Consider the following 21,870-nt stretch of genomic DNA (forward strand, 5'->3'; position numbering starts at 1 on the left):
CTACGCTGTCGAGCGCCGCCGCCCGACGCCGTACCCCTTTCGCCGCACGGCCCCTACACCTTGACCGGCATCACGACGCACGCGAAGCCCGCGTGGCCCGCCTCGCGCAACAGGCAGGGGCTCAGCGGGGTGTCCATCTGCAGGGTCACCGCGTCGCCGTCCATGACGCCCAGCGCATCGAGCAGGTAGCGGGCGTTGAAGCCGGTGGTCAGCGCCTCGCCCTGGTACTGGGCGGCCACCTCCTCGGTCGCTTCGCCGAAGTCGGGGTTGCTGGTGAAGAGGGTCATGGCCCCGCGGGCCAGGCTCAGCCTGACGGCGTTGGTCTTGTCGCGGGAGAGGACCGCCACGCGCCGCAGCGCCCCCTCGAACTCCGCGCGCGCCACGGTGGCCCGCTTCTCGGGCTCCCTGTCCTTCGGGATGACCTGTTGGTAGTTGGGGTAGTTGCCCTCCATCAGCCGGGAGGTCAGGAGCAGCCCGCTGCGCCGGAAGATCATCAGGTTCTTCGTGAAGCCGAGGAGCGGGTCCCCGTCCCCTTCCTCCAGCAGACGGCGCATCTCCTGCGCGGCCTTCTTCGGGATGATCGCCTTGACCTCCCGCGGCCCCTCCTTGCCCGCGGGCGCGGCCACGTCCCGCTCGGCGAGGGCCAGCCGGTGCCCGTCGGTGCCGACCAGCCGGAGCGTGGTCTTCTTCTCGGCCACAAGGAGCGTCACCAGCAGGCCGTTCAAGATGTAGCGCGCGTCGTTGTCGCCGACCGCGAAGAGGCTCTTGCGGATCAAGTCCGCGAGGCCCGCCCCCTCGACGGGCGTGAGGCCTTCCCGCTCGATGGAGGGCATGGCCGGGAAGTCGGCGCCGGGCAAGCCGACGATCTTGAACTGGCTCTTCCCCGCCACGATCGTGGCCCAGTGGTTCTCGCCGACGGTGAGTCCGATCTCGCCGTCGGGCAGCTCCTTGAGGATCTCGTAGAGCTTCCGGGCGGACAGGGTGACGGCGCCCGGCTCGTCCACCGTCGCCTTGTAATGGCCCCGCATCCCGATCTCGAGGTCGGTCGCGAGGATGTCCACGCCCTCCGGCTTGGCCTCCAGGAGGACGTTGGACAGGATCGGCATGGTGTTGCGCTTCTCCACCACGCCCTGCACCCGCTGGAGCCCGGTCAACAGCTCGTCCCGTGCGATTCGTAGCTTCATGGAGCCCTCTCCCCCGGGTGGGCCTATCCCCTCGTGATCTGCGTCTTGAGGCTCTCCAGCGTGGCCCGCAGCGCCGGGTCCGCCTCCTTCGCCTTCGCGATCTGCTTGCAGGCGTGGATGATCGTCGTGTGGTCCTTGCCGCCGAAGTGCCGTCCGATTTCCGGGAAGGAGGCGTCGGTCAGCTCGCGGCACAGGTACATGGCGATCTGCCGCGGGTGGACGAGCGTCTTGCTCCGGCGGCGCGACTTCAGGTCGGAGGTCTTCACGTGGAAGCGCTCGGACACCGCCTCCTCGATGTCGGTCATCGTGATGATCTTTTTCTTCTCGCCGATGATGTCGCGCAGCACGTTCTTGGCCATGTCCATGGCGATGGGGTGCCCCGTGAGGGAGGAATAGGCGCTCAGCCGCACCAGCGACCCCTCGAGCTCGCGGATGTTGTGCTTCATGTTCTCGGCCAGGTACTGGATCACGTCGTCGGGCAGGATCACGCCCTCATCCTCGGACTTCTTCCGGAGGATCGCGATCCGCGTCTCAACGTCCGGCGGCTGGAGGTCCGCGATCAACCCCCACTCGAAGCGCGAGCGGAGCCGCTCCTCGATGTCCGGCATTTCCTTCGGGAACCGGTCGCTGGAGAGGACGATCTGCTTGCGCGCCTCGTAGAGGGTGTTGAACGTGTGGAAGAACTCCTCCTGCGTCCGCTCCTTCCCCGCGAGGAACTGCACGTCGTCCACCAGCAGCATGTCGATGCTCCGGTAGCGCTTCCGCAAGTCCATCATCTTGTCGTAGCGGATCGAGTTGATGACCTCGTTGGTGAACTGCTCCGTCGTCACGTAGGCGATCTTGAGGTCCGAGCGCTCGGCCACGTAGTTGCCGATGGCGTTGAGCAGGTGCGTCTTTCCGAGCCCCACGCCTCCGTAGATGAAGAGGGGGTTGTAGGCCTGGGCCGGGCGTTCCGCCACCGCGAGGCTCGCCGCGTGGGCGAATTGGTTGCTCGCCCCGACGACGAAGGTTCTGAAGGAATACCGCGGGTTCAAGTTGAGCACCTTCCGTTGCCGCACGCCGGGGAGGGTCCGTATCGGCGCCGCCTGCTCTCCGGGGCCGTCCACCCGCGGGATGCCTCTCGGAGCGCTCTGGAAGACTATACTCACCCGTGTCCCGCCCTGGACCTCGGCGAGGGCTTCCTGAAGGAGAGCCGTGTAGTGCTTTTCCAGCCACTCCCCGAAGAACTTATCCGGGACGTCAATCCGAGCTTCCCGATCATCAATGCTGTGCAGACGGGCCGGGGCGAACCAGGTGTCGAACACCTGCTTCTGGACCCGCCCGCCGATGTAGGCAAGCGCTTGATTCCAGATCGCTTGCGCCTCCATGGGGGGAAACCTCCCGTTATACACAAGCTTATAAACACCTGTTGATAACTAATCCCACTCCGGCGCTCCCCTCCCGCTCCTGAGCATCGGCAGGGCTTTGGCACCCCTCCACTGGCAGGCCGCCGACCAACCCCCGGGGTCAAGGGGCCCAGCCACCGGCGGTCCACAGCTTCTCTAGTGGAAAGTCGTCACCGATCCCCAAGCTCAACCGCCTCTCCTTCCGTCGTTCAACAGCCCCAGGACGCCGATATCTTCCCCGCCCACAGTGCTCACAGGCACTACTCTTACTCCGGCTCCGGTGGTTTCTTCTTCTGTGCTCCGCCTAAGAGAATTCGGAGGCACCGGGATACACAGAGCAAGGGAATCATAGGGTGACCACCAAGCGTGACGAGAAGATCATATCGAGCAGCTCCCGATAGGAGATCGTGGGGACCGAAGGGACGATGTGCCGAGCCACCGCATCGTCGCCCAGCATGTAGACGTCCTGGATGGGAAGCTTGGAGGGGTCCAAGGCGACAGCTTCCTGCAGGAGGACGATGGTCGCCGGCTCTTCCCTGGTGCCGGGCGTCAACAGGGCCTCGGTCCCGGCGAGCGAGGCCTTCGTCATGAGGTACAACCTGCCGGTTCCAGCCACGGGCGCGAGCGGGCTCCTTCAGAAGATGAGGACGCGATCGGCTTGGGCGACCACGCGGGCGATGGCGTGGGCCTCGACCTCCTCGACCGTGAAGGAGGGGTCGAGGCCGTGCCTCGCCCGGGCGCCGACCGGGACGATGAACGGGACGCCCAATTGGGCAAGCGAAGGACGGTACTTCTCCAGGATGTCCACGTCAAGGACGTCATCGGTGTTCTCGGCCAGCAGGAGCGGCGCCTCGTCGAGCAGGACGACAGTCAGGGGGTTCTCGCCCGCGCCCAGGCCGAGCGCGATGCGAAGGGCCTCGACCGCTCGGGGGCTCTTGGCCGGGTCCTCTCGGATGACGAGCACGATGGAGGGAGGCATCACCCTCTCGATGAGCGGACGTCAGTTGAACGCCACGAACCGGTCACAGCCGTTGACCATGTTCGACAGGACGACGAGCCCGCAGAGGCTCATCCCCTGCGGGAGGCCCTCCGTGGACACTCCATGTTGCTGGCAGCCATAGGCACAGACGAAGAGCTTGGCTCCGTCGGAAGCGAGGCGCGCGAGCCGACTGTCTCGGAGGTTCTTCACCCCCTCGTCGATGAGGTACAGATACACGTCCACCTGGGCGCGAAGCGCCTCCTGACAGAGGTTCGCGACGCTGACCACGTTCGGGTGGGAAGGCGCTGTGGATAGCAGGACACCGAGCTTCTTTTTCTCCATGGAAATCCACAGGATAGGAACGTGGAAAAACTTATTGAAATTCAAGAGGAATTTATCGGTTTTGCGGGGGAAAAGTCAAATAAAAAATCCGGCCTCGGGTCAGGCCTCGGCAAGGTGGGCTTTGAGCGACTCGATCGGCTTGGCGAGGGGCCAGGATTCCTGCCGTTTGCTGGCCATGTCGCGGATGAGCAGGCTGCCGGCCGCCACCTCATCGTCGCCGAGGATGAGGACCAACGCCGCGCCCAGCCGGTCGGCCGCGCGCAGGTGGGCCTTGAGGGTGGACGCGCGGTAGTCCATGTCCGCCCGGACCCCGGCATCCCGCAGCGCGAAGAGGAGCTTGATCCCGGCCGGACCCCCGGCCGCTCCGAATCCGGCGACGTAGGTCAGGCGCGGTCGGGCTTCCACCGCTCCCTCCGGCAGCATGAGCGCGACCCGCTCCAGGCCGACGGCGAACCCGACGCCGGGCACCTTCGGCCCGCCGAGCGCCTCGACGAGGCCGTCGTAGCGCCCGCCGGCGCCGACGGCGTTCTGCGCGCCGAGGTGCGTCGAGGTCGTCTCGAAGGCGGTCAGGGTGTAGTAGTCGAGCCCGCGCACCAGCCGCGGGTTCTCGACGAAGGGTATGCCGAGTTCCCGCAGGCCGGCGAGCACCGCTTCGTGGTGGCGGCGGGACTCCTCGGAGAGCGAGGAGGGGAGCAGCGGCGCGTCGGCCGTCGCGGCCCGGCACGAGAGGCTCTTACAGTCGAGGACCCGCAGGGGGTTTGTGTGCAGGCGGCGGCGGCAGTTCTCGCAGAGGTCCGCCTGTCGGCCCTCCAGGAAGGCGACGAGTTGCGCGCGATAGGCCGTCCGGTCCTCCGGCGTTCCGAGGCAGTTGACCTCGTAGGTCAGGCCGGGCAGGCCCAGCTCCGTGAGGAACCGCCAGAGCAGCGCCATCACCTCCACGTCGGCGTGGGGACTGGCCGCACCGAAGCATTCCACACCGAACTGGTGGAACTGCCGGAGGCGGCCGGCCTGCGGCCGCTCGTGCCGGAACATGGGCCCCAGGTAGAAGAATTTCTGGGTCGGCGAGGCGACCAACTTGTGCTCGATGTAGGCCCGGACCACGCCGGCCGTCCCCTCCGGTCGCAGGGTGAGGAGCTTCCCGTCCCGGTCCGGGAAGGTGTACATCTCCTTCTCGACGATGTCCGTGCTCGCCCCGATGCTGCGCGCGAAGAGCTCGGTCTGCTCGAAGATCGGGATGCGGATCTCCTCGAACCCGTAGAGGAGCGACAGGCGTCGGGCAGCGGCCTCGATCCGCTGCCACCGCCGGACCTCGTCCGGCAGGATGTCCTTGACCCCCTTGACGCCGGAGATCATCGCCCTCCCCCGCCCTCTCCCTCGGCCGCCGGCGCGGCGCGCCCCGCGCGGCCTGCGCGCACTATAGCCGCCGGTCCGGAGCAAGTCAACGCGGCCGCCGCGCGGCCGCGCCGTCGTGCGCGGGGCCTCGGAATCTGCTAGACTGGGCCTCCCACGGGGCCGGCACGCGGCCGGCACGGAGCAAGGGGTGTGATGGGTCACGGCCAGCGCGTCAGACGCTCCTTCCTCACCGGCATCCTGATCCTCGTCCCGGCCTGGGGCACCTTCCTCGTCGTCGAAACGCTCTTCGTGGCCCTCGACGGGCTGATCGCGGACGTCTTCGGGCCCGCCGTCCGGTCGGACGTGCCCGGGCTCGGCCTCCTCACGCTCATCCTGCTGATCCTCCTCTCGGGCCTCGTCGCCGCCCAGTTTCTCGGCCAACGGCTGGTGGATGCGACCGAGCGGGCGCTTGAGCGGATCCCCGTCGTGAGCGCGATCTACGCCACGCTCAAGGGCATGACGGACCTCTTCAAGTTCCACAGCCGCTTCGGAGAGGCGCCGGTGGTGGTCTTTCCCTTCCCGCGCGAGGGGCTCTGGGCGCTCGGGTTCGCGATGGGCGCGGCGCCCGCGCCGGTCCAGGCCTCCACCGGCACGAGCTTGGTGTCCGTCTTCGTGCCGACGGCCATCCATCCCCTGACCGGCTACCTGGCCTTCATCCCGCGGGAGCAGGCGATCCCCGTGGACCTGCCGCCGGAGGACGCGATGAAGTTGGAAGTGTCGGCCGGGCTCTACCGTCCGCGGCCCGGCTGGTTGAGCCGCAAAGGGCTCCCGGGGCCGGCGGCGGGCCCCCGGTCGCGGTGAGGCGGAGAGGGCGATGCGGCGTCACGGGCGGCGGTGGTCGGGTCCGGCGGTCCTGGCCCTCGCGCCGGCCCTCTGGCTGGCTCTCCTGACCGGCTGCGCCTTCAGCCGCGCCAACCTGGGCGACGCGCTCAACGACGAGGACATCCGGGCGATCGAGAAGGGCCGGAGCACGAGGGCGGAGGTCACGACGCGCCTGGGCGCGCCGGACCGGATCATCGAGGCCAACGGCCACGAGATCCTGCACTACTACCGGTACGACCTCAAGGCCGGCAGCCTGCTCCTCATCCTCTTGAACTTCAGCCGCGTCACCATCAAGAGCGACGACCTCTACGTCCTCGTGAACCGGGAAGGCGTGGTGGACGAGGTGGTGTTCGGGCGGCGGACCGACCGGATGGAGTTCCAGTGGTGGCCCTTCGGGGACTGAGGGGGCTCCTGGTCCTCGCGCTGCTCGCGCCGGCGGGCGGCCTCCACGGTTGCGGGCTGGCCAGCTTCGTGCGGCTCTCGATCAACGACCCGATCGAGCCGGAGGACGTGACGTTCATCGAGCCGGGACGCACGACCCTGCGGGAGGTGGTCACGCGGCTCGGCGCGCCCGACGAGATGGAGCCCCTGGGCGACGACGTGGTCGCGCGGTACCATTTCCGCGACGCCCGCTACGCGCGCGTGAACCTCGGCTACCCCTCGGGGTTCTTCCTGCCCGTGCCGATCGACCTGGTCGTGGCGGGCGGCGGGCTGGGCGCCGACGTCTTCCAGGTCGTCTTCGACGCCGAGTGGAGGGCCGTAGGCCACGCCTTCGCGCACCACGCCCGGTCCTCCCGCTATCGGCCCTGGCCCTTCTCGGAGTGAGGTCCGCGATGACCGAGCCGCAAGAGGACAAGCCGGCGCGCCGCAGGGCGCTCATCGAGTCCCCCTCCTACCGCCGGGCCGACCAGGACCTGGAACTGCTGGCCCGCGACGAGCTGCGGCCCGTGCGGCTGCAGCTCGAGCTGCTGAAGCCGGAGCTGATCCAGCAGGAAGAGGGCATCCGCTCCACGATCGTCGTCTTCGGCAGCGCGCGCGTGAGCGAGCCGGCCGCGGCCCGCGAGGCCCTGGCGCGGGCGGAGCGCGAGGCGGCCCGGCGGCCCGGCGACGCCGAGGCGCAGCGGGCGGCCGCGGTGGCGCGTCGGCGGCTGGAGCTGGCCCGCTACTACGAGGAGGCGCGGGAGTTCGGCCGGCTCGTCTCCTCGGCCTGCCAGGTCCAGGGCGCCTGCGACTCCGTCATCGTCACGGGCGGCGGGCCCGGCATCATGGAGGCGGCCAACCGCGGCGCGTCGGACGTCGGCGCCAAGTCCATCGGCTTCAACATCACGCTCCCCCACGAGCAGGAGCCCAATCCCTACGTGCCGCCGCGCCTCTGCTTCCAGTTCCGGTACTTCGCGCTCCGCAAGATGCACTTTCTCCTGCGGGCCAAGGCGCTCGTCGCCTTTCCAGGCGGCTTCGGCACGCTCGACGAGCTGTTCGAGGCGCTGACGCTGCTACAGACGCAGAAGGTGCGGGACCTCGTCGTCGTGCTGGTCGGCCGGGCCTTCTGGGAGCGGCTGATCAACTGGCCGATGCTCGTCGAGGAGGGGCTGATCGGCGCGCCGGACCTGGACCTGATCCACTACGCCGAGACGGGTCGCGAGGCCTGGGAGACCATCCAGGCCGAGTTCCGCGGGCTCGCGGGACCGCGGCCGCTCGACCGCGAGCGATGAGGGAGATGAAGGAGATGAGGGAGGCGACGGCCGGCATGCGGGCCGGGCTGACGGGGAGAGGATGGAGCCTGCAGATGGCGGCGGTCGGGACGGTGACGCTGCTGCTGAGTGCGGTGGGCGCGACCGAGGCGCCGGACGAGCCGCGCGTGCGGGCGCGCGAGCTGGGGATCACGATCGGGCGCTACCCGCCCGGCCGGTTCAACGCGATCACGGACGTGGCGGGGGTCAAGGTCGGGCACGTCACGCTGAGCCGCGGGCAGGGGGCGCTCAAGCCCGGCGACGGGCCGGTGCGGACCGGCGTGACCGTCGTCATCCCGCGCGACGACGTCTGGCGGAAGAAGGTGCCGGCCGCGGCCTTCGTGCTGAACGGCACGGGCGAGATGACCGGGCTGGCCTGGGTCGCGGAGTCGGGCTTCCTCGAATACCCGATCGCGCTCACGAACACGCTGAACGTCCCGCGGGTGGCCAACGGCGTGATGAGCTGGATGATCGGGCGGTATCCCGGCATCGGCATCACCGACGATACGCTCACCCCCGTCGTCGCCGAGTGCGACGACAGCCGACTCAACGACAGCCAGGGACGGCACGTCTCCGAGCAGGACGTGATCACGGCGCTGGACAAGGCGGAGGGCGGGCCGGTGTCCGAGGGGGCGGTCGGGGCCGGGACCGGCATGGTGGCCTACGGGTTCAAGGGCGGGATCGGCACCGCCTCCCGCAAGCTCGCGGACGAGGACGGCGGGTACACGGTGGGCGTGCTGGTCAACGCCAACCACGGGCGTCGGCCCGAGCTGGTCGTCGCGGGCGTGCCGGTGGGCCGGCTCTATGACGAGACGCGGGAGAAGGGAGGGAAGCGGCAGAGCGTGCTCCCGGGCGCGGCCGCGGCGGAGGCCCGCGCGGAGGAGGAAAGCCGGCCGTCCGCGGAGGGCTCGATCATCGTCATCATCGCGACCGATGCGCCCGTGGACGCCCGCCAGCTCGGCCGGCTCGCCAAGCGCGCCGCCCTGGGGCTGGCCCGCACCGGCTCCACCGCGCGCCACGGCAGCGGGGACTTCATGCTCGCCTTCTCGACGGGCAACACGATCCTGCACGAGCAGAAGGAGCGCACCTACACGATGACCCACCTGGCCGACCGGCACCTGAACCCGCTCCTGACCGCGACCGTCGAGGCGACGGAGGAGGCGATCCTCAACGCCCTGACGATGGCGACGACGACGGTCGGCCGGGACAACCATCGGGTCGAGGCGATCTCGCTCGCGCGCCTGCGGGAGCTGCTCCGCCGCGCGAACCCGTGAGCGGGCGGCGACCCGACGGGCGCTTGCAATCGGACCGTCGCGCCGCTATCCTGGGGACCCTTCGCGCGGTCGGGCGTCCGGGACGTCCGACGGAGGACCACGATGGGCGACTACCAGATCGGCGGGGCCGTGCGCCTGCTCACGGCGATCGAGAAGACCGAGAGCTTCGCGGAGTTCCTCAAGACGCGCATGACCCGGGCCCTCGAGACGCAGGACCCCACCGAGCTCCACTACCTGCTCGCCCAGCTCGACGACTACCATTCCTACATGTGGCGCTACTACAAGAAGCTGCACCAAGACCGGGGCGAGCGGTCGCTTCCGCTGCCGGAGTAGCGGTCCCCCGCGCGCCCGCCCGGTGGACAAAGCGCGCGGCGCGTTGCTAGACTGCCGCGGACCTTCCGGCTCGAGGACCTGAGGATCCCCCCATGCGCTTCACCACCGCCCTCTCCCGCGAGACGGACGCGCTCACGGCCGGGCGCGCGCTCGCCCAGACCGTCCGCCGGGACCTGGGCCCCGGGCCCGTGGACCTGGCCTTTCTCTTCCTCTCGCCCCACTACGCGGGCGCGGCGGAGGCCCTCGGCGCGGCGGTCCGGGACGGGGTGGGACCGCGCCTGCTGCTCGGCTGCACCGGCGAGGGCGTGATCGCCCGCGACGAGGAGATCGAGGTCGCCGCCGCCGCGGTGCTCTGGGCGGCGCGCCTGCCGGGCGCCTCGCTGACCCCCCTGCGGGCCTCCGCGGTGGAGGCGGAGGAGCCGCTCTCGATCGACCACTGGCCCGACGAGTTCGGAGGCGGTCAGCCGACCTTCCTGCTCCTGGCCGACCCCTTCTCCCTGCCGGTGGACGAGGTGCTCTCGGCCATGGCGGAGCGCTATCCCGGCGTGGCGGCGATCGGCGGCCTGGCGGGCGGCGGACAGGACGCGGGCGAGAACCGCCTCATCCTCGACGGCGAGGTCCACCGCGACGGGCTCGTGGGCGTGGCGGTGACCGGCCCCGTGGGCATCCGCGCGATCGTGTCCCAGGGCTGCCGGCCGATCGGCGAGCGGTACGTCGTGACGAAGGCGGACAAGAACGTGATCTACGAGCTGGGGGGCGCGCCGGGGCTTCAGCGGCTCCAGGCGGCCTTCGAGTCTCTCTCGGCGGAGGAGCAGACCCGGGCGCACCGCGCGCTCCACATCGGCATCGTGATGGACGAGCACCGCAACCGCTTCGACCGCGGCGACTTCCTCGTCCGCAACCTGATCGGCGCGGACCGCGGCGCCGGGAGCATCGCGATCGGCGACCTGGTCCACGAGGGCCAGACCGTGCAGTTCCACCTCCGCGACGCGCAGGCGGCCGCCGAGGACCTGCACCTGTTGCTGGCCGCCGACCGGGCGCGGCACGAGCGGCCGCCGCTCGGGGCGCTGCTGTTCAGTTGCTGCGGCCGCGGCCGGGGGCTCTTCGGCCGGCCCCACCACGACGTGGGGGTGATCCGCGAGCGGGCCGGCGACATCCCGGTGGCCGGGTTCTTCGCGCAGGGCGAGATCGGGCCGGTCGGCGGGCGGACCTACCTCCACGGGTACACGGCCAGCCTGGCGCTCTTCGCCGAGCCGGAGGCGGGCGCGGGGCACGAGGGCTGACGGCGGCGTGGGCCGCCGCGCGAGGGAACGGACGGGACGGAGGAGGGACGACGGATGCGAGGCGCGTGGCTCTGGAGCCTGCTCTGGGTGATGCTGGCGGCGCCCTCGGCCGGCCGGGCCGAGGAGCCGGCCGCCGCGCCGCGAGCGGGAGGTGAGATCGTGACGACCGAATCGGGCTTGCAGTACGTGGACCTCGTCGTCGGCACGGGCCGAGCGGCCGAGCCGGGCGACACGGCCACGGTCCATTACACGGGCTGGCTGGCGGACGGGACCAGCTTCGACAGCTCGCGCACCCGCAACGAGCCCTTCTCGTTCCGCGTGGGCGCGGGGCGGGTGATCAAGGGCTGGGACGAGGGGGTCTTGGGCATGAAGGTCGGCGGCACGCGCAAGCTGATCATCCCGCCGGCCCTCGGCTACGGGGCGCGCGGAGCCGGCAACGTGATCCCGCCCGACGCGACGCTGACCTTCGAGGTCGAGCTGCTGGGGCTGCGATGAAGCGCACGCCGCTCTACGAGGCCCACAAGGCCGCCGGCGCCAAGCTCGTGGACTTCGCCGGCTGGGAGATGCCGATCCAGTATTCCGGGGTCGTGGACGAGTACCAGACCGTCCGCTCGACGGCCGGCCTCTTCGACGTGAGCCACATGGGCCGCCTGACCCTCTCCGGTCCCGGCGCCCTGCCGTTCCTCCAGCGGGTCGCCACCAACGACGCCGGCGTGCTGGAGGTCCTCGCCTCCCAGTACTCGATGCTGTGCAACGAGCGGGGCGGGATCAAGGACGACATCTTCGTCTATCGGGTGAAGGCGGAGGAATACCTCCTCTGCGTGAACGCCTCGAACCGGGAGAAGGTCGTGGCCTGGCTCCGGGAGCAGGCGGCGGGGGCGCGGGACCTGACGATCGAGGACCGCTCGACGGAGCTGGCCCAGCTCGCGCTCCAGGGCGCCGCGTCCCGGGCGATCCTCGCGGCGCTGGGCGTCGCCGGGCTGGAGGGGCTCAAGCCCCGCCGCGGCCTGGAAACCTCCTTGGCCGGCGCCCCGGCCCTCATCACCCGGACGGGCTACACCGGCGAGCCGGGCTATGAGCTCTACGTCCCCGCGTCGGCGGCGCCGGCCCTCTGGCGGGCGCTCCTCGACGTGGGCGGCCCGCGGGGGCTCAAGCCGGCCGGGCTCGGGGCGCGGGACCTCCTGCGCCTGGAGATGGCCTATCTGCTCTACGGGAACGACATCTCGGAGGCGCACACGCCGATCGAGGCGGGCGCCGAGCGGGTCGTGGGCTTCGACAAGGGCGACTTCGTCGGACGCCGCGCGCTGCTGCGACAGCGCGAAACGGGACCGGTCCGGCGGCTCGCAGCCTTCGAGCTCGTCGAGAAGGGCGTCCCGCGCCACGGGTTCCCGATCCTCGCCGGCGGCGAGGCCCGGGAGCCGATCGGCGAGGTGACGAGCGGGAACTTCTCCCCGATCCTGCAGAAGGGCATCGGGCTCGGCTACGTCCCGCCCGCCCATGCCAAGGAGGGCGCGTCGCTCGCCATCGCCATCCGCGGGCGCATCGTCCCCGCCGTCGTCGTCGCCCCGCCGTTCTACAAGCGCACCCCGGCCTGATCGCCCGCCCGATGGACAAGCCCATCTACCAGGGTCGCGTCGTCAACCTCGTCCTCGAAACGGTGACGCTCCCCAACGGCAAGACCGTCGAGCTGGAGATCATCCACCACCCCGGCGCGGCGGCGGTGGTGCCGCTCAAGGCCGACGGCACGGTCGTCCTCGTCCGCCAGCAGCGCCAGGCGCTGCGCGACTTCATCTACGAGATTCCGGCCGGGAAGCTCTCGCCGGGGGAGGACCCGCCGGCCTGCGCCGCCCGCGAGCTGGAGGAGGAGGTCGGCTACCGCGCCGGCTCGCTGGAGCGGCTCGCGAGCATCTACACCGCCCCGGGGTTTTGCGACGAGGTCATCCACATCTACCTGGGCACCGACCTCTCCCCCGGCACCCAGCAGCTCGACCAGGACGAAGTGCTGGAGATCGTCGAGATGCCGCTTCAGCGGGCCCTCGCGCTCATCCGCGAGGGCGTGATCCGCGACGGCAAGACCATCGTGGGGCTGCAGGCCCTCGCGCTGCGGGGGCGCGGCGAGGCCTCCGAAAAGTAGCCGTTACGGGATCACGCGACCTGTCCTCCCGCTGCAAGACGCCCGTTCATCACCCGCCAAAACGTGGCAACGGCCTTGACCGGGGCACCGGCGCGTCCTGGCGCGCCTGGGGTGGGCGGGTGAGAAGGCGGGCTGGGTGAGCATCCTGCGAGGTATCCTGGCATCGTCGGTGACGCCGTCTCCTCGGCATTCCAGGCGGCCCAAAGACGATGCGGGTCGCGGTCGCCGGGAAACGTCACCCCGTCGGAATGACGAAAGGAACTGACGGGACGCGACCCTACGGCGGCGACCGCTTGCTGCGTCCCAGGCCTCGGCGGGCGCGGCGGCGCTCTTCCTTCACGCGATCGGCAAGATAGCCCTTCAGCAGACTCTGGTACGGCACGTCGCGCTCGTTCGCGCCAGTAGCGTGAGCTCGGTGAGGAGCGTATCCGGCAGGCGCAAGGAGATCGTCATAGACGAAGGGCGTCAAGGAGGAAATCGGACGACGCGAGCCTTTGACCAATCCACCTCCCAGTCGAACCCCGTAAAGCGGGCCAGGAGCTCGTCGATGTCGGGGGCGTCTTGGCTCGCGAAGCCAAGCCGATGGGCGGGATATACGGCCGTCAACGGGCCGGAAGCGGGCTGGACCCGAGGCCGCCATCCGTTCCGATGTCCCAGGACGCGCGGAGGTGGCCGTCAGCCCCGCAGGGCGCGGATCTCGCGCAGGGTGATCTCCACCTCCTCCGGCGAGGTCAGCAGGCTGGGGGCGAGGCGGATGTACTTCGTCGCGTAGGGGGTGACGCTCGCCACGATCCGCCGCCGCCGGAGCCGCTCGACCGCCTCGGCGGGCGTGACCCCCGCCACGTCGAAGCAGGTGATCCCCGCGGACAGCTCATCGGCCAGGGGCGTGCGCAGCGTGACGCCGGGCATCGCGCGCAGGCCCTCCTTGAGCTGCCGGTTGAGCGCGTGGATGCGGTCGGCGATGCGGGCCTTGCCGATCGCGAGATGGAACCGGAAGGCCTCGCTCAGCGCCCAGCGGTGCTCGAAGGAGTGGAAGCCGCCGGGCGTCATCAGCGCCGCCATGGGAAGGTCCTCGGGCGGCACGTCCTTCATCCAGATCCGGTAGGCCTGCATGTTGAAGGTCGGGATCGTCGCGTTGGCCGTCGGCCACGCGCGGTGGTGGCCCCAGACGATCCCGGTCCCCCGCGGCCCGAACATCCACTTGTGGGTGCCGGCGATGAAGAAGTCGCAGCCGAGGTCCGCCATCGTGACGTTCTCGACGCCGAGTCCGTGCACGCCGTCCACGCAGAGCAGGACGCGATCGGCCTCGGTCCGTGCGGCGTTGATCCGCGCGAGCGCGTCGGCCATCTCCCGGATCGGGAGCTTGAGGCCGGTGCTGGAGTGGACCCAGGTCACGGCCACGTACCGGGTCGAGGGGCCGACCTCCCGCAGGAGCGTCTCGACGAGCTCCTCCTTCGTCACGGTGGCGAGGTCGCGGTAGAGGGGCACGGTGCGGATCGCCGCGCCGGTCCGCTTGGTCCGCAATTGGAGGGCCACCTGGGTCGAGTAGTGGTCGTGGACGGTGGTCAGGACTTCCTGGTCCGGCCGCAGCGCGAGCCCGCCATAGAGCAGCCCCAGGCCCATCGTCGTGCTGTCCGTGAGGGCGATGTCGGTCGGCCGCGCGCCCAGGTACTCGGCGGCGGCGCGCAGGACCTCCGCCTCCCGGGGCTCCTCGTTGTCCGCCCAGTAATGGGCGGGGTTCTCGTCCAACCCGCGGCGGTGTCGCTCGATGGCCTCCCGCACGGGCGTGGGATGCGAGGCCAGGAGGAAGCCGGTCATGTGGATGACGTCGCGCGTGAGGAGGAACTGGTCGCGGACGGCGTCCCAGCCGTCGAGGGCGGGCGGCGCGGCCGAGGCGCGGCTCAAGAGCGGCAGCGGCCCCGCCAGCGCGCTCGCGCCGAGCAGGAGGCCGGTGCGGACGAGGAAGGCGCGGCGGTTCATCCCTTCCCGATCGCCCCTCAGGCGGAGCCCGGCTCCGTCGGCGGGCAGGTGCAGACGAGGTGGCGGTCGCCGTAGGCGTCGTCGATGCGGGCGACCGAGGGCCAGAACTTGGAGTCGCGCACCCAGGGCGCGGGGAACGCCGCCTGCTGGCGCGAATAGGGGCGCGTCCACTCGGCCGCGGTCACGGCCTGCGCCGTGTGCGGCGCGAGCTTGAGCGGGTTGTGGTCGCGCGGGAGCCGCCCCTCGACGATCTCCTGGATCTCGCCGCGGATCCCGATCAGCGCGTCGCAGAAGCGGTCCAGCTCCGCCTTGGACTCGCTCTCGGTCGGCTCGATCATCAGCGTGCCGGGCACGGGGAAGGACATGGTCGGCGCGTGGAAGCCGTAGTCCATGAGCCGCTTGGCCACGTCTACCGCCTCGATGCCGGCGCTCTCCTTGAACTGGCGCAGGTCGAGGATGAACTCGTGGGCCACGTGGCCCTGCTGGCCGGCGTAGAGCACGGGGTAGTGCTTCTCCAACCGCTTGGCCATGTAGTTGGCGTTGAGGATGGCGACCTTCGTCGCCTTCGTCAGCCCCTCCGCACCCATGAGCGCGATGTAGGTCCAGGAGATCGGCAGGATGCTCGGGCTCCCGTAGGGCGCGGCGGAGACCGGCCCGATGGCCCGCTCGCCGCCGACCGGCACCACCGGGTGGCCGGGGAGGAAGGGCGCGAGGTGCGCGGCGACGCCGATCGGCCCCATGCCGGGCCCCCCGCCGCCGTGGGGGATGCAGAAGGTCTTGTGCAGGTTCAGGTGGCAGACGTCGGCGCCGATGTCGCCGGGCCGGCAGAGGCCGACCTGGGCGTTCATGTTCGCCCCGTCCATGTAGACCTGGCCGCCCTGCGCGTGGACGATCGCGCACGCGCGGCGCACGCCCTCCTCGAACACGCCGTGCGTGGAGGGATAGGTGATCATCAGCGCGGCGAGCCGATCGCGGTGCTCGCGGGCCTTGGCCTCCAGGTCCGCGAGGTCCACGTTGCCCTTGGCGTCGCAGGCCACCGCGACCACCTTCATCCCCGCGATGGCCGCGCTCGCCGGGTTGGTCCCGTGGGCGGAGACCGGGATCAGGCAGACGTCCCGCCCCGCCTCGCCCCGGCTCCGGTGGTAGGCGCGGATCACCATCAGTCCCGCGTACTCGCCCTGCGAGCCGGCGTTGGGCTGCAGCGACACGGCCGCGAACCCCGTGATCTCGGCCAGCCAGCCTTCGAGCTGGGCGAACAGCGCCCGGTAGCCGGCGGTCTGCTCGTCGGGCGCGAAGGGGTGCAGGCGGCCGAAGCCCTTCCAGGTGACGGGGATCATCTCGGCGGTCGCGTTGAGCTTCATCGTGCAGGAGCCCAGTGCGATCATCGAGTGGACCAGCGAGAGGTCCTTGGCCTGGAGCCGGTGGAGGTAGCGGAGCATCTCGTGCTCGGAGTGGTAGCGGTTGAACACCTCGTGGGTGAGGTAGCCGCTCGTGCGCGCGAAGGGCGCGGGGATGCGCGGATCCACGCGGTCCGCCAGCGCCTCGACCGTCTCGGGCGCGGGCTGGCCGCCGGCGAAGACCTCCAGCAGCGCCCGCACCTCGTCCGCCGTCACCGCCTCGTCGAGCGAGAAGGTGACGGTCCGCTCGTCCAGCCGGCGCAGGTTGATCCGCCGCGCGCGCGCGGCGGCGAGCACCGCGTCGGCCGAGGCCAGCGGCGCGCGCCCGGTCGCGCCGACGCGGACGGTGTCGAAGAACGGCGCGGCGCCGACTTCGTAGCCGAGCCGACGCAGCCCGTCGGCCAGCAGGACCGCCAGCCCGTGCACGCGCTCGGCGATCCGGCGCAGCCCCTCCGGCCCGTGGTAGACCGCGTACATGCTCGCCATGACGGCGAGCAGGACCTGGGCGGTGCAGATGTTGCTCGTGGCCTTTTCGCGCCGGATGTGCTGCTCGCGCGTCTGGAGCGCGAGGCGGAACGCCGGCTTGCCCGCCGCGTCGCGCGACACGCCCACCAGGCGGCCGGGCATCTGCCGCTTGAACTCGTCCCTGGTCGCAAGAAAGGCCGCATGCGGGCCGCCGTAGCCCAGCGGTACGCCGAACCGCTGGCTGGAGCCCACGGCGATGTCGGCCCCGAACTCGCCCGGCGGGCGCAGGAGCGTGAGCGCCAGGAGGTCCGTGGCGACCGCCACGAGGGCGCCGGCGGCATGGGCCGCCTCCGCCAGCGCGGCGTAGTCGCGCACGGCGCCGTCGGTCGCGGGGTATTGCAGGAGCAGGCCGAGGGCGTCGGACCAGTCGGTCATCTCCTCGGTCGGGACGACCCGCACGGCGATCCCCAGCGACTCGGCCCGGGTTCGGACGACCGCGATGGTCTGGGGGTGGCAGTCCGCCGCGACGGAGAAGGTCCGCCGGTCGGCGCCGCGGGCGCGGGCGACGGACAGGCACATGGCCATCGCCTCGGCGGCGGCGGTGCCCTCGTCGAGGAGGGAGGCGTTCGCGAGCGGCAGCCCCGTCAGGTCCGCCACCATCGTCTGGAAATTGAGCAGCGCCTCCAGCCGACCCTGGGCGATCTCCGCCTGGTAGGGCGTGTACTGGGTGTACCAGCCGGGGTTCTCCAGGATGTTGCGCTGGATGACCGGCGGCGTCACGCAGTCGTAGTACCCCATGCCGATGAAGGAGCGGAACACCTGGTTCCGATCGTGCAGGGCGCGCAGCGTGGCGAGGGCCTCCTGCTCGCTCAAGGGGGGATCGAGGGCCAGCGGCCGGCGCAGTCGGATGTCCTCGGGCACGGTCGCGTCGATCAGGGCGTCGAGCGACTGAAGGCCCAGCGTCGCGAGCATCTCCTGAATGTCCGCGTCGGTGGGGCCGAGGTGCCGCTGCACGAACTGGTCGGTGGCGCTGAGGAGCCGTCTGCCTTGCGTCTCGGTCACCGGGCGACCTCCTTCCCTGGCGGTGAAAGATGAACGGATCGCGGCGGGCGTGGCGCCGGACCGACGCCGGCGACCCGCCCCCGCCCCTTGCGGCTGCTCCGGGGCTGATGGGACCCTATTATGCCCTATGTTGCGGGGGGTCTCGCAAGGAGTCTTCACCGAGCGGATGGTCCGGCGGTCCCTCGCTGCCGGTCGCCGGCCGGTCTTGCCATCGCCCGGCGTTTCCGCCATCATGGCCCCGTGCACGTGCATGACCTCCTGATCGTCGGCGCGGGACTGGCGGGGATGCGGGCCGCGCTGGCCGCGCCCGCCCACGCCGACGTCGCCCTCGTCTCCAAGGTCCATCCCGTCCGGAGCCATTCCGTCGCCGCGCAGGGCGGCATCAACGCCGCCCTCGGCGAACACGACTCCTGGGAGCAGCACGCCTACGACACGGCCAAGGGCGGGCAGTACCTGGGCGACCAGGACGCGATCGAGGCCATGTGCCGCGAGGCGCCGGGCGACATCCTCGACCTGGAACGGCTCGGCGTCATCTTCAGCCGGGACGAGCGGGGCCGGATCGCGCAGCGGCCCTTCGGGGGCGCCGGCGCGGTCCGGACCTGCTACGCCGCCGACCGCACGGGCCATGCGCTGCTGCACGCGATGTACGAGCAGCTCCTCAAGCGGCGGGCCGTCGTCTACGAGGAGTGGTACGTCACGTCGCTGATCGTGGACGGCGGCGCCTGTCGCGGCGTCATCGCCTGGGACCTGCTGCGCGGCGGAGTGCACGCGATCGGGGCCAAGGCGGTGGTGCTCGCGACCGGCGGGAGCGGGCGCGTGTTCCTGACGAGCACCAACGCGGTGATCAACACGGGCGACGGCATGGCCCTGGCCTACCGGGCGGGCGTGCCGCTGGAGGACATGGAGTTCGTCCAGTTCCACCCCACGACGCTCAAGGACACGGGCATCCTGATCACGGAGGGCGCGCGGGGCGAGGGCGGCTACCTGTTGAACACGCTGGGCGAGCGGTTCATGACGCGCTACGCGCCCGAGCAGATGGAGCTCGCGACCCGGTCCACGGTCTCGCTCGCGATCGGGCGGGAGATCCTGGAGGGGCGCGGCGTGGACGGCTGCGTGCTCCTCGACCTGCGGCACCTGGGGCGCGCGAGGATCCTGGAGCGGCTGCCGCAGATCCGGGAGCTGGCCGTGGAGTTCGCCGGCGTGGACCCGGTCGAGAGTCCCATCCCCGTCCGTCCCGGCGCGCACTACCAGATGGGCGGCGTCCGCGCGAACCAGTGGGGCGAGACCGACCTGCCGGGCCTCTACGCGGCGGGCGAGTGCGCCTGCGTGAGCGTCCACGGCGCGAACCGGCTCGGCGGCAACTCGCTCCTGGAGACGATCGTCTTCGGCCGGCGGGCCGGGCAGCGGGCGGGCCTCTACATCGCCGGGGTGGCCCCCAAGGCCCCGCCGGAGAGCCTGCTGCGCGACGAGGAGGCCCGGATCGCCAAGCTGCTCGCGCGGCCGGGCCGGGAGCGGAGCTGGCGGATCCGCGAGGAGCTCGGCCAGACGATGGCCCACAACCTCGGCATCTTCCGGACGGAGGCCTCGCTGAAGGAGGCGGCCGAGAAGGTGCGCGAGCTGCGCGAGCGGGCGGGCCGCATCGAGCTGCAGGACCGGGGCCGCGTCTTCAACTCCGAGCTGATCCAGGCGCTGGAGCTGCACTCGCTCCTGGACGTGGCCGAGACGATCGTCGCCGGTGCCCTGGCGCGCCGGGAGAGCCGCGGCGCCCACTACCGGTCGGACTTCCCGGCCCGCGACGATGCGAATTGGCTCCGGCACAGCCTCGCCCACCGGACGCCGGACGGCCCGCGGCTGTCCTCCGCTCCGGTGACGATCACCCGCTGGCCGCCGAAGTAAAATAGCGGGAAGCGTCGGGCGACCTCCCCTCGCCCCCGATGCCCTAGCCTCACGGGTTGAGCATGCGCATCCTGGTCGTCGAGGACGAGGTGAAGGTCGGCTCCTTCATCCGGCGCGCGCTGGAGGAGGAGAGCTACGCCGTGGACCTCTGCGGGGACGGGGCCTCGGGGCTGGAGCTGGCGCGGCAGGGCGTCTACGACCTGGTCATCCTGGACGTGATGCTCCCCGGCCTCTCCGGCCTGGAGGTGCTGGAGCGGCTGCGCAAGGAGAAGGTCCGGACGCCGGTCCTGATCCTCACCGCCCGCTCGCAGGTGGACCAGCGCGTCAGGGGGCTGGACGCCGGGGCCGACGACTACCTCACCAAGCCCTTCGCGATCGAGGAATTGCTCGCGCGGGTGCGGGCGCTGCTGCGGCGCGGCACGGGCGAGGGCGCCGGCCTGCTCCAGGTGGACGACCTCGTGCTGAACCCGGCCACGCGCGAGGTGACCCGCGGCGGCCAGCGGATCGAGCTGACCGCGAAGGAGTACGCGCTGCTGGAGTACTTCCTGCGCAACGCGGGCCGCGTGCTCACCCGCGCCATGATCGCCGAGCACGTCTGGAACCTGGATTTCGACACCTTCACGAACGTCATCGACGTCTACGTCAGCTACCTGCGGAACAAGATCGACAAGGGGCGGGAGCGCAAGCTGATCCACACGGTCCGGGGCAGCGGCTACGTCCTGCGGGCCGAGGACTGACCGCGGTCCGCTCGGCGCGGCCGTCGGGGAAGGGACGAGGAACGCGATGACGAGGGCCGTTTCCATCCGCGTCCGGCTGACGATCTGGTACGGGAGCGCGCTCGCCGTCATCCTGCTCCTGTTCGCCGTCACGCTCTACGCGGTGATGGCCCGGCAGCTCCGCGACCAGGTGGACCGCTCGCTCGTGGAGGCCGCGACCGTCGCCATCCATTCGATCGAGCAGCGGCGGTTCGGCCCTTTCCTCCTCTTCGACGACCTCTCGGCCGACTTTCCCCGGCTCGCCGTCCTCGACAAGTTCTTCCAGATCTTCGGCCCGAGCGGGACGATCACGATCCGGTCGGCCAACCTGGGGCGGCGGGACATCCCGTTGAGCCGGACGGCGTTCGACGCGGCCCTCGCCGGCCACACGACGTTCGAATCGGCCCGGTTCCCGGACGGCCCGCCGATCCGGCTCGTGTCCGTGCCGGTGCGGCACGGCGACGCCCTCGTCAACGTCGTCCAGGTCGGGACCTCGCTCCAGCCGGTCGAGGAGGCGCTCAACCGGCTCCTGTTCATCCTGCTGGTCGCGGTGCCGGGCGCGCTGGTCGCGGCGCTGGTGGGCGGCTGGCTGCTCGCGGGCCAGGCGCTGCGGCCGGTCGGCGCGATCACGCAGGCCGCCGAGCGGATCGCCGGCGGCGACCTCACGCAGCGGCTCACGCCGCCGGCCGCCGACGACGAGGTCGGACGCCTGGCCTCCACGTTCAACCTGATGATCGCCCAGCTGGAAGCCTCCTTCCGCCAGGTCCGGCAGTTCACCTCCGACGCCTCGCACGAGCTGCGCACGCCGCTGACCGTGCTCAAGGGCGAGGCCGAGCTGGCCCTGCGGCGGCCCCGCTCCGCGGAGGACTACCGCCTGGTGCTGGAGAGCGCGCTGGAGGAGATCGACCGGATGACGCGCATCGTGGACGAGCTGCTCCTGCTCTCCCGGGCGGACCTGGGCGAGATCGAGCTGGCGACCCAACCCGTGCGGCTCGACGCGCTGGTCGAGGAGATCCAGCGCCAGGCCGCCGTCCTCGGCCAGGACCAGCAGGTGGAGGTCACGCTGGCCGAGACCGCGCCGGTCACCGTGACGGGCGACGAGCTGGGCCTCCGGGAGCTGCTGCTGAACCTCGTGGACAACGCGGTCAAGTACTCGCACCGCGGCGGGAAGGTGGAGCTGGCGGTCCGTCGCGAGAACGGCTCGGCGAAGGTCTGCGTGTCGGACCAGGGCATCGGGATTCCCGCCGACGCGCTGCCGCGCCTCTTCGACCGGTTCTACCGCGCGGACAACGCCCGCGCCCACGCGAAGAAGGGCACGGGCCTGGGCCTGTCCATCTGCCGCTGGATCGTCGAGGCGCACCGAGGCCGCATCGAGGTGCGCAGCGCGCCCGGCGCCGGCGCGACCTTCACCGTCATCCTGCCGCTCGCCTCCGCTTAAAGCCTTTTAATCCCCCGTT

21 protein-coding genes are annotated in these 21,870 nt (G+C 71.1%); 13 read left to right on the forward strand and 8 right to left on the reverse strand.

Annotated features, from left to right (window positions below):
- Nucleotides 1-53: 53 nt before the first annotated feature.
- The 6 genes from dnaN to hisS form a co-directional block, all read right to left on the reverse strand.
- Complete coding sequence (dnaN, locus tag AC1U7O_RS05275; RefSeq protein ID WP_479893556.1) at nt 54-1,184, reverse strand: DNA polymerase III subunit beta; 1,131 nt, start codon at nt 1,182-1,184, stop codon at nt 54-56.
- Between the two features lie 23 nt (nt 1,185-1,207).
- On the reverse strand, nt 1,208-2,551 hold the full coding sequence (gene dnaA, locus AC1U7O_RS05280; RefSeq protein WP_479893557.1) for a chromosomal replication initiator protein DnaA: 1,344 nt from the start codon (nt 2,549-2,551) through the stop codon (nt 1,208-1,210).
- Between the two features lie 364 nt (nt 2,552-2,915).
- The gene (locus AC1U7O_RS05285) at nt 2,916-3,158 is read right to left on the reverse strand and encodes a hypothetical protein (protein WP_479893558.1); all 243 of its coding nucleotides are present in this window, start codon (nt 3,156-3,158) and stop codon (nt 2,916-2,918) included.
- Nucleotides 3,159-3,203: 45 nt separating this feature from the next.
- Nucleotides 3,204-3,548: a DsrE family protein gene (locus AC1U7O_RS05290; protein WP_479893559.1), complete on the reverse strand. Its 345-nt coding sequence runs from the start codon at nt 3,546-3,548 to the stop codon at nt 3,204-3,206.
- A 21-nt stretch (nt 3,549-3,569) separates the two neighbouring features.
- The gene (locus tag AC1U7O_RS05295; RefSeq protein ID WP_479893560.1) at nt 3,570-3,890 is read right to left on the reverse strand and encodes a DsrE family protein; all 321 of its coding nucleotides are present in this window, start codon (nt 3,888-3,890) and stop codon (nt 3,570-3,572) included.
- Nucleotides 3,891-3,989: 99 nt separating this feature from the next.
- Nucleotides 3,990-5,243 carry a histidine--tRNA ligase gene (gene hisS, locus AC1U7O_RS05300; RefSeq protein WP_479893561.1) on the reverse strand — a complete coding sequence of 418 codons (1,254 nt, stop codon included), beginning with the start codon at nt 5,241-5,243 and terminating at the stop codon, nt 3,990-3,992.
- Nucleotides 5,244-5,435: 192 nt separating this feature from the next.
- Here hisS and AC1U7O_RS05305 point away from each other — a divergent pair, with 192 nt between their 5' ends.
- The 10 genes from AC1U7O_RS05305 (at nt 5,436) to AC1U7O_RS05350 (ending at nt 12,858) form a co-directional block, all read left to right on the forward strand.
- On the forward strand, nt 5,436-6,083 hold the full coding sequence (locus tag AC1U7O_RS05305; RefSeq protein ID WP_479893562.1) for a DUF502 domain-containing protein: 648 nt from the start codon (nt 5,436-5,438) through the stop codon (nt 6,081-6,083).
- Between the two features lie 13 nt (nt 6,084-6,096).
- On the forward strand, nt 6,097-6,507 hold the full coding sequence (locus tag AC1U7O_RS05310; RefSeq protein ID WP_479893564.1) for a hypothetical protein: 411 nt from the start codon (nt 6,097-6,099) through the stop codon (nt 6,505-6,507).
- On the forward strand, nt 6,489-6,929 hold the full coding sequence (locus AC1U7O_RS05315) for a hypothetical protein (RefSeq protein WP_479893565.1): 441 nt from the start codon (nt 6,489-6,491) through the stop codon (nt 6,927-6,929). The genes AC1U7O_RS05310 and AC1U7O_RS05315 overlap by 19 nt, the downstream gene beginning before the upstream one ends.
- An 8-nt stretch (nt 6,930-6,937) precedes the next feature.
- On the forward strand, nt 6,938-7,816 hold the full coding sequence (locus AC1U7O_RS05320; RefSeq protein WP_479893566.1) for an LOG family protein: 879 nt from the start codon (nt 6,938-6,940) through the stop codon (nt 7,814-7,816).
- 5 nt (nt 7,817-7,821) lie between these two features.
- Entirely contained in the window at nt 7,822-9,108 is a 1,287-nt protein-coding gene (locus tag AC1U7O_RS05325) for a DmpA family aminopeptidase (RefSeq protein ID WP_479893568.1), read from the forward strand.
- A 102-nt stretch (nt 9,109-9,210) separates the two neighbouring features.
- Nucleotides 9,211-9,441: a hypothetical protein gene (locus tag AC1U7O_RS05330; protein WP_479893569.1), complete on the forward strand. Its 231-nt coding sequence runs from the start codon at nt 9,211-9,213 to the stop codon at nt 9,439-9,441.
- 92 nt (nt 9,442-9,533) lie between these two features.
- Nucleotides 9,534-10,724: an FIST signal transduction protein gene (locus AC1U7O_RS05335; RefSeq protein WP_479893570.1), complete on the forward strand. Its 1,191-nt coding sequence runs from the start codon at nt 9,534-9,536 to the stop codon at nt 10,722-10,724.
- Between the two features lie 90 nt (nt 10,725-10,814).
- Nucleotides 10,815-11,219, forward strand: a complete 405-nt coding sequence (locus AC1U7O_RS05340) for an FKBP-type peptidyl-prolyl cis-trans isomerase (RefSeq protein ID WP_479893897.1) — start codon at nt 10,815-10,817, stop codon at nt 11,217-11,219.
- Nucleotides 11,216-12,319: a glycine cleavage system aminomethyltransferase GcvT gene (gene gcvT, locus AC1U7O_RS05345; RefSeq protein ID WP_479893571.1), complete on the forward strand. Its 1,104-nt coding sequence runs from the start codon at nt 11,216-11,218 to the stop codon at nt 12,317-12,319. Before AC1U7O_RS05340 ends, gcvT begins: the two co-directional genes overlap by 4 nt.
- Before the next feature lie 11 nt (nt 12,320-12,330).
- Nucleotides 12,331-12,858: an NUDIX domain-containing protein gene (locus AC1U7O_RS05350; protein WP_479893573.1), complete on the forward strand. Its 528-nt coding sequence runs from the start codon at nt 12,331-12,333 to the stop codon at nt 12,856-12,858.
- Nucleotides 12,859-13,533: 675 nt separating this feature from the next.
- Here AC1U7O_RS05350 and AC1U7O_RS05355 read toward each other — a convergent pair.
- Together AC1U7O_RS05355 and gcvP are read right to left on the reverse strand one after the other, a co-directional pair.
- Entirely contained in the window at nt 13,534-14,838 is a 1,305-nt protein-coding gene (locus tag AC1U7O_RS05355; protein WP_479893574.1) for an aminotransferase class V-fold PLP-dependent enzyme, read from the reverse strand.
- Nucleotides 14,839-14,855: 17 nt separating this feature from the next.
- Nucleotides 14,856-17,762, reverse strand: coding sequence for an aminomethyl-transferring glycine dehydrogenase (gcvP, locus tag AC1U7O_RS05360; protein WP_479893576.1), 2,907 nt, complete (start codon nt 17,760-17,762; stop codon nt 14,856-14,858).
- Nucleotides 17,763-18,002: 240 nt separating this feature from the next.
- On the opposite strand from gcvP, the gene AC1U7O_RS05365 reads away from it, so the two are divergent.
- The 3 genes from AC1U7O_RS05365 (at nt 18,003) to AC1U7O_RS05375 (ending at nt 21,851) form a co-directional block, all read left to right on the forward strand.
- Nucleotides 18,003-19,658, forward strand: coding sequence for an FAD-binding protein (locus AC1U7O_RS05365; RefSeq protein ID WP_479893577.1), 1,656 nt, complete (start codon nt 18,003-18,005; stop codon nt 19,656-19,658).
- Nucleotides 19,659-19,720: 62 nt separating this feature from the next.
- Nucleotides 19,721-20,395, forward strand: a complete 675-nt coding sequence (locus AC1U7O_RS05370; protein WP_479893579.1) for a response regulator transcription factor — start codon at nt 19,721-19,723, stop codon at nt 20,393-20,395.
- Between the two features lie 46 nt (nt 20,396-20,441).
- Nucleotides 20,442-21,851, forward strand: coding sequence for a sensor histidine kinase (locus tag AC1U7O_RS05375; RefSeq protein ID WP_479893580.1), 1,410 nt, complete (start codon nt 20,442-20,444; stop codon nt 21,849-21,851).
- Nucleotides 21,852-21,870: the final 19 nt, after the last annotated feature.

It is taken from the genome of Candidatus Nitrospira neuquenensis, from assembly GCF_979578155.1.

Coding starts and splice junctions, on each gene's coding strand:
- AC1U7O_RS05375 (WP_479893580.1), top strand. CDS start 20,442: ATGACGAGGGCCGTTTCCATCCGCGTCCGGCTGACGATCTGGTACGGG.
- AC1U7O_RS05320 (WP_479893566.1), top strand. CDS start 6,938: ATGACCGAGCCGCAAGAGGACAAGCCGGCGCGCCGCAGGGCGCTCATC.
- gcvT (WP_479893571.1), top strand. CDS start 11,216: ATGAAGCGCACGCCGCTCTACGAGGCCCACAAGGCCGCCGGCGCCAAG.
- AC1U7O_RS05335 (WP_479893570.1), top strand. CDS start 9,534: ATGCGCTTCACCACCGCCCTCTCCCGCGAGACGGACGCGCTCACGGCC.
- AC1U7O_RS05285 (WP_479893558.1), bottom strand. CDS start 3,158: ATGACGAAGGCCTCGCTCGCCGGGACCGAGGCCCTGTTGACGCCCGGC.
- AC1U7O_RS05350 (WP_479893573.1), top strand. CDS start 12,331: ATGGACAAGCCCATCTACCAGGGTCGCGTCGTCAACCTCGTCCTCGAA.
- AC1U7O_RS05290 (WP_479893559.1), bottom strand. CDS start 3,548: ATGCCTCCCTCCATCGTGCTCGTCATCCGAGAGGACCCGGCCAAGAGC.
- AC1U7O_RS05330 (WP_479893569.1), top strand. CDS start 9,211: ATGGGCGACTACCAGATCGGCGGGGCCGTGCGCCTGCTCACGGCGATC.
- AC1U7O_RS05305 (WP_479893562.1), top strand. CDS start 5,436: ATGGGTCACGGCCAGCGCGTCAGACGCTCCTTCCTCACCGGCATCCTG.
- hisS (WP_479893561.1), bottom strand. CDS start 5,243: ATGATCTCCGGCGTCAAGGGGGTCAAGGACATCCTGCCGGACGAGGTC.
- dnaN (WP_479893556.1), bottom strand. CDS start 1,184: ATGAAGCTACGAATCGCACGGGACGAGCTGTTGACCGGGCTCCAGCGG.
- AC1U7O_RS05355 (WP_479893574.1), bottom strand. CDS start 14,838: ATGAACCGCCGCGCCTTCCTCGTCCGCACCGGCCTCCTGCTCGGCGCG.
- AC1U7O_RS05340 (WP_479893897.1), top strand. CDS start 10,815: ATGCTGGCGGCGCCCTCGGCCGGCCGGGCCGAGGAGCCGGCCGCCGCG.
- AC1U7O_RS05370 (WP_479893579.1), top strand. CDS start 19,721: ATGCGCATCCTGGTCGTCGAGGACGAGGTGAAGGTCGGCTCCTTCATC.
- AC1U7O_RS05295 (WP_479893560.1), bottom strand. CDS start 3,890: ATGGAGAAAAAGAAGCTCGGTGTCCTGCTATCCACAGCGCCTTCCCAC.
- AC1U7O_RS05310 (WP_479893564.1), top strand. CDS start 6,097: ATGCGGCGTCACGGGCGGCGGTGGTCGGGTCCGGCGGTCCTGGCCCTC.
- dnaA (WP_479893557.1), bottom strand. CDS start 2,551: ATGGAGGCGCAAGCGATCTGGAATCAAGCGCTTGCCTACATCGGCGGG.
- AC1U7O_RS05325 (WP_479893568.1), top strand. CDS start 7,822: ATGAAGGAGATGAGGGAGGCGACGGCCGGCATGCGGGCCGGGCTGACG.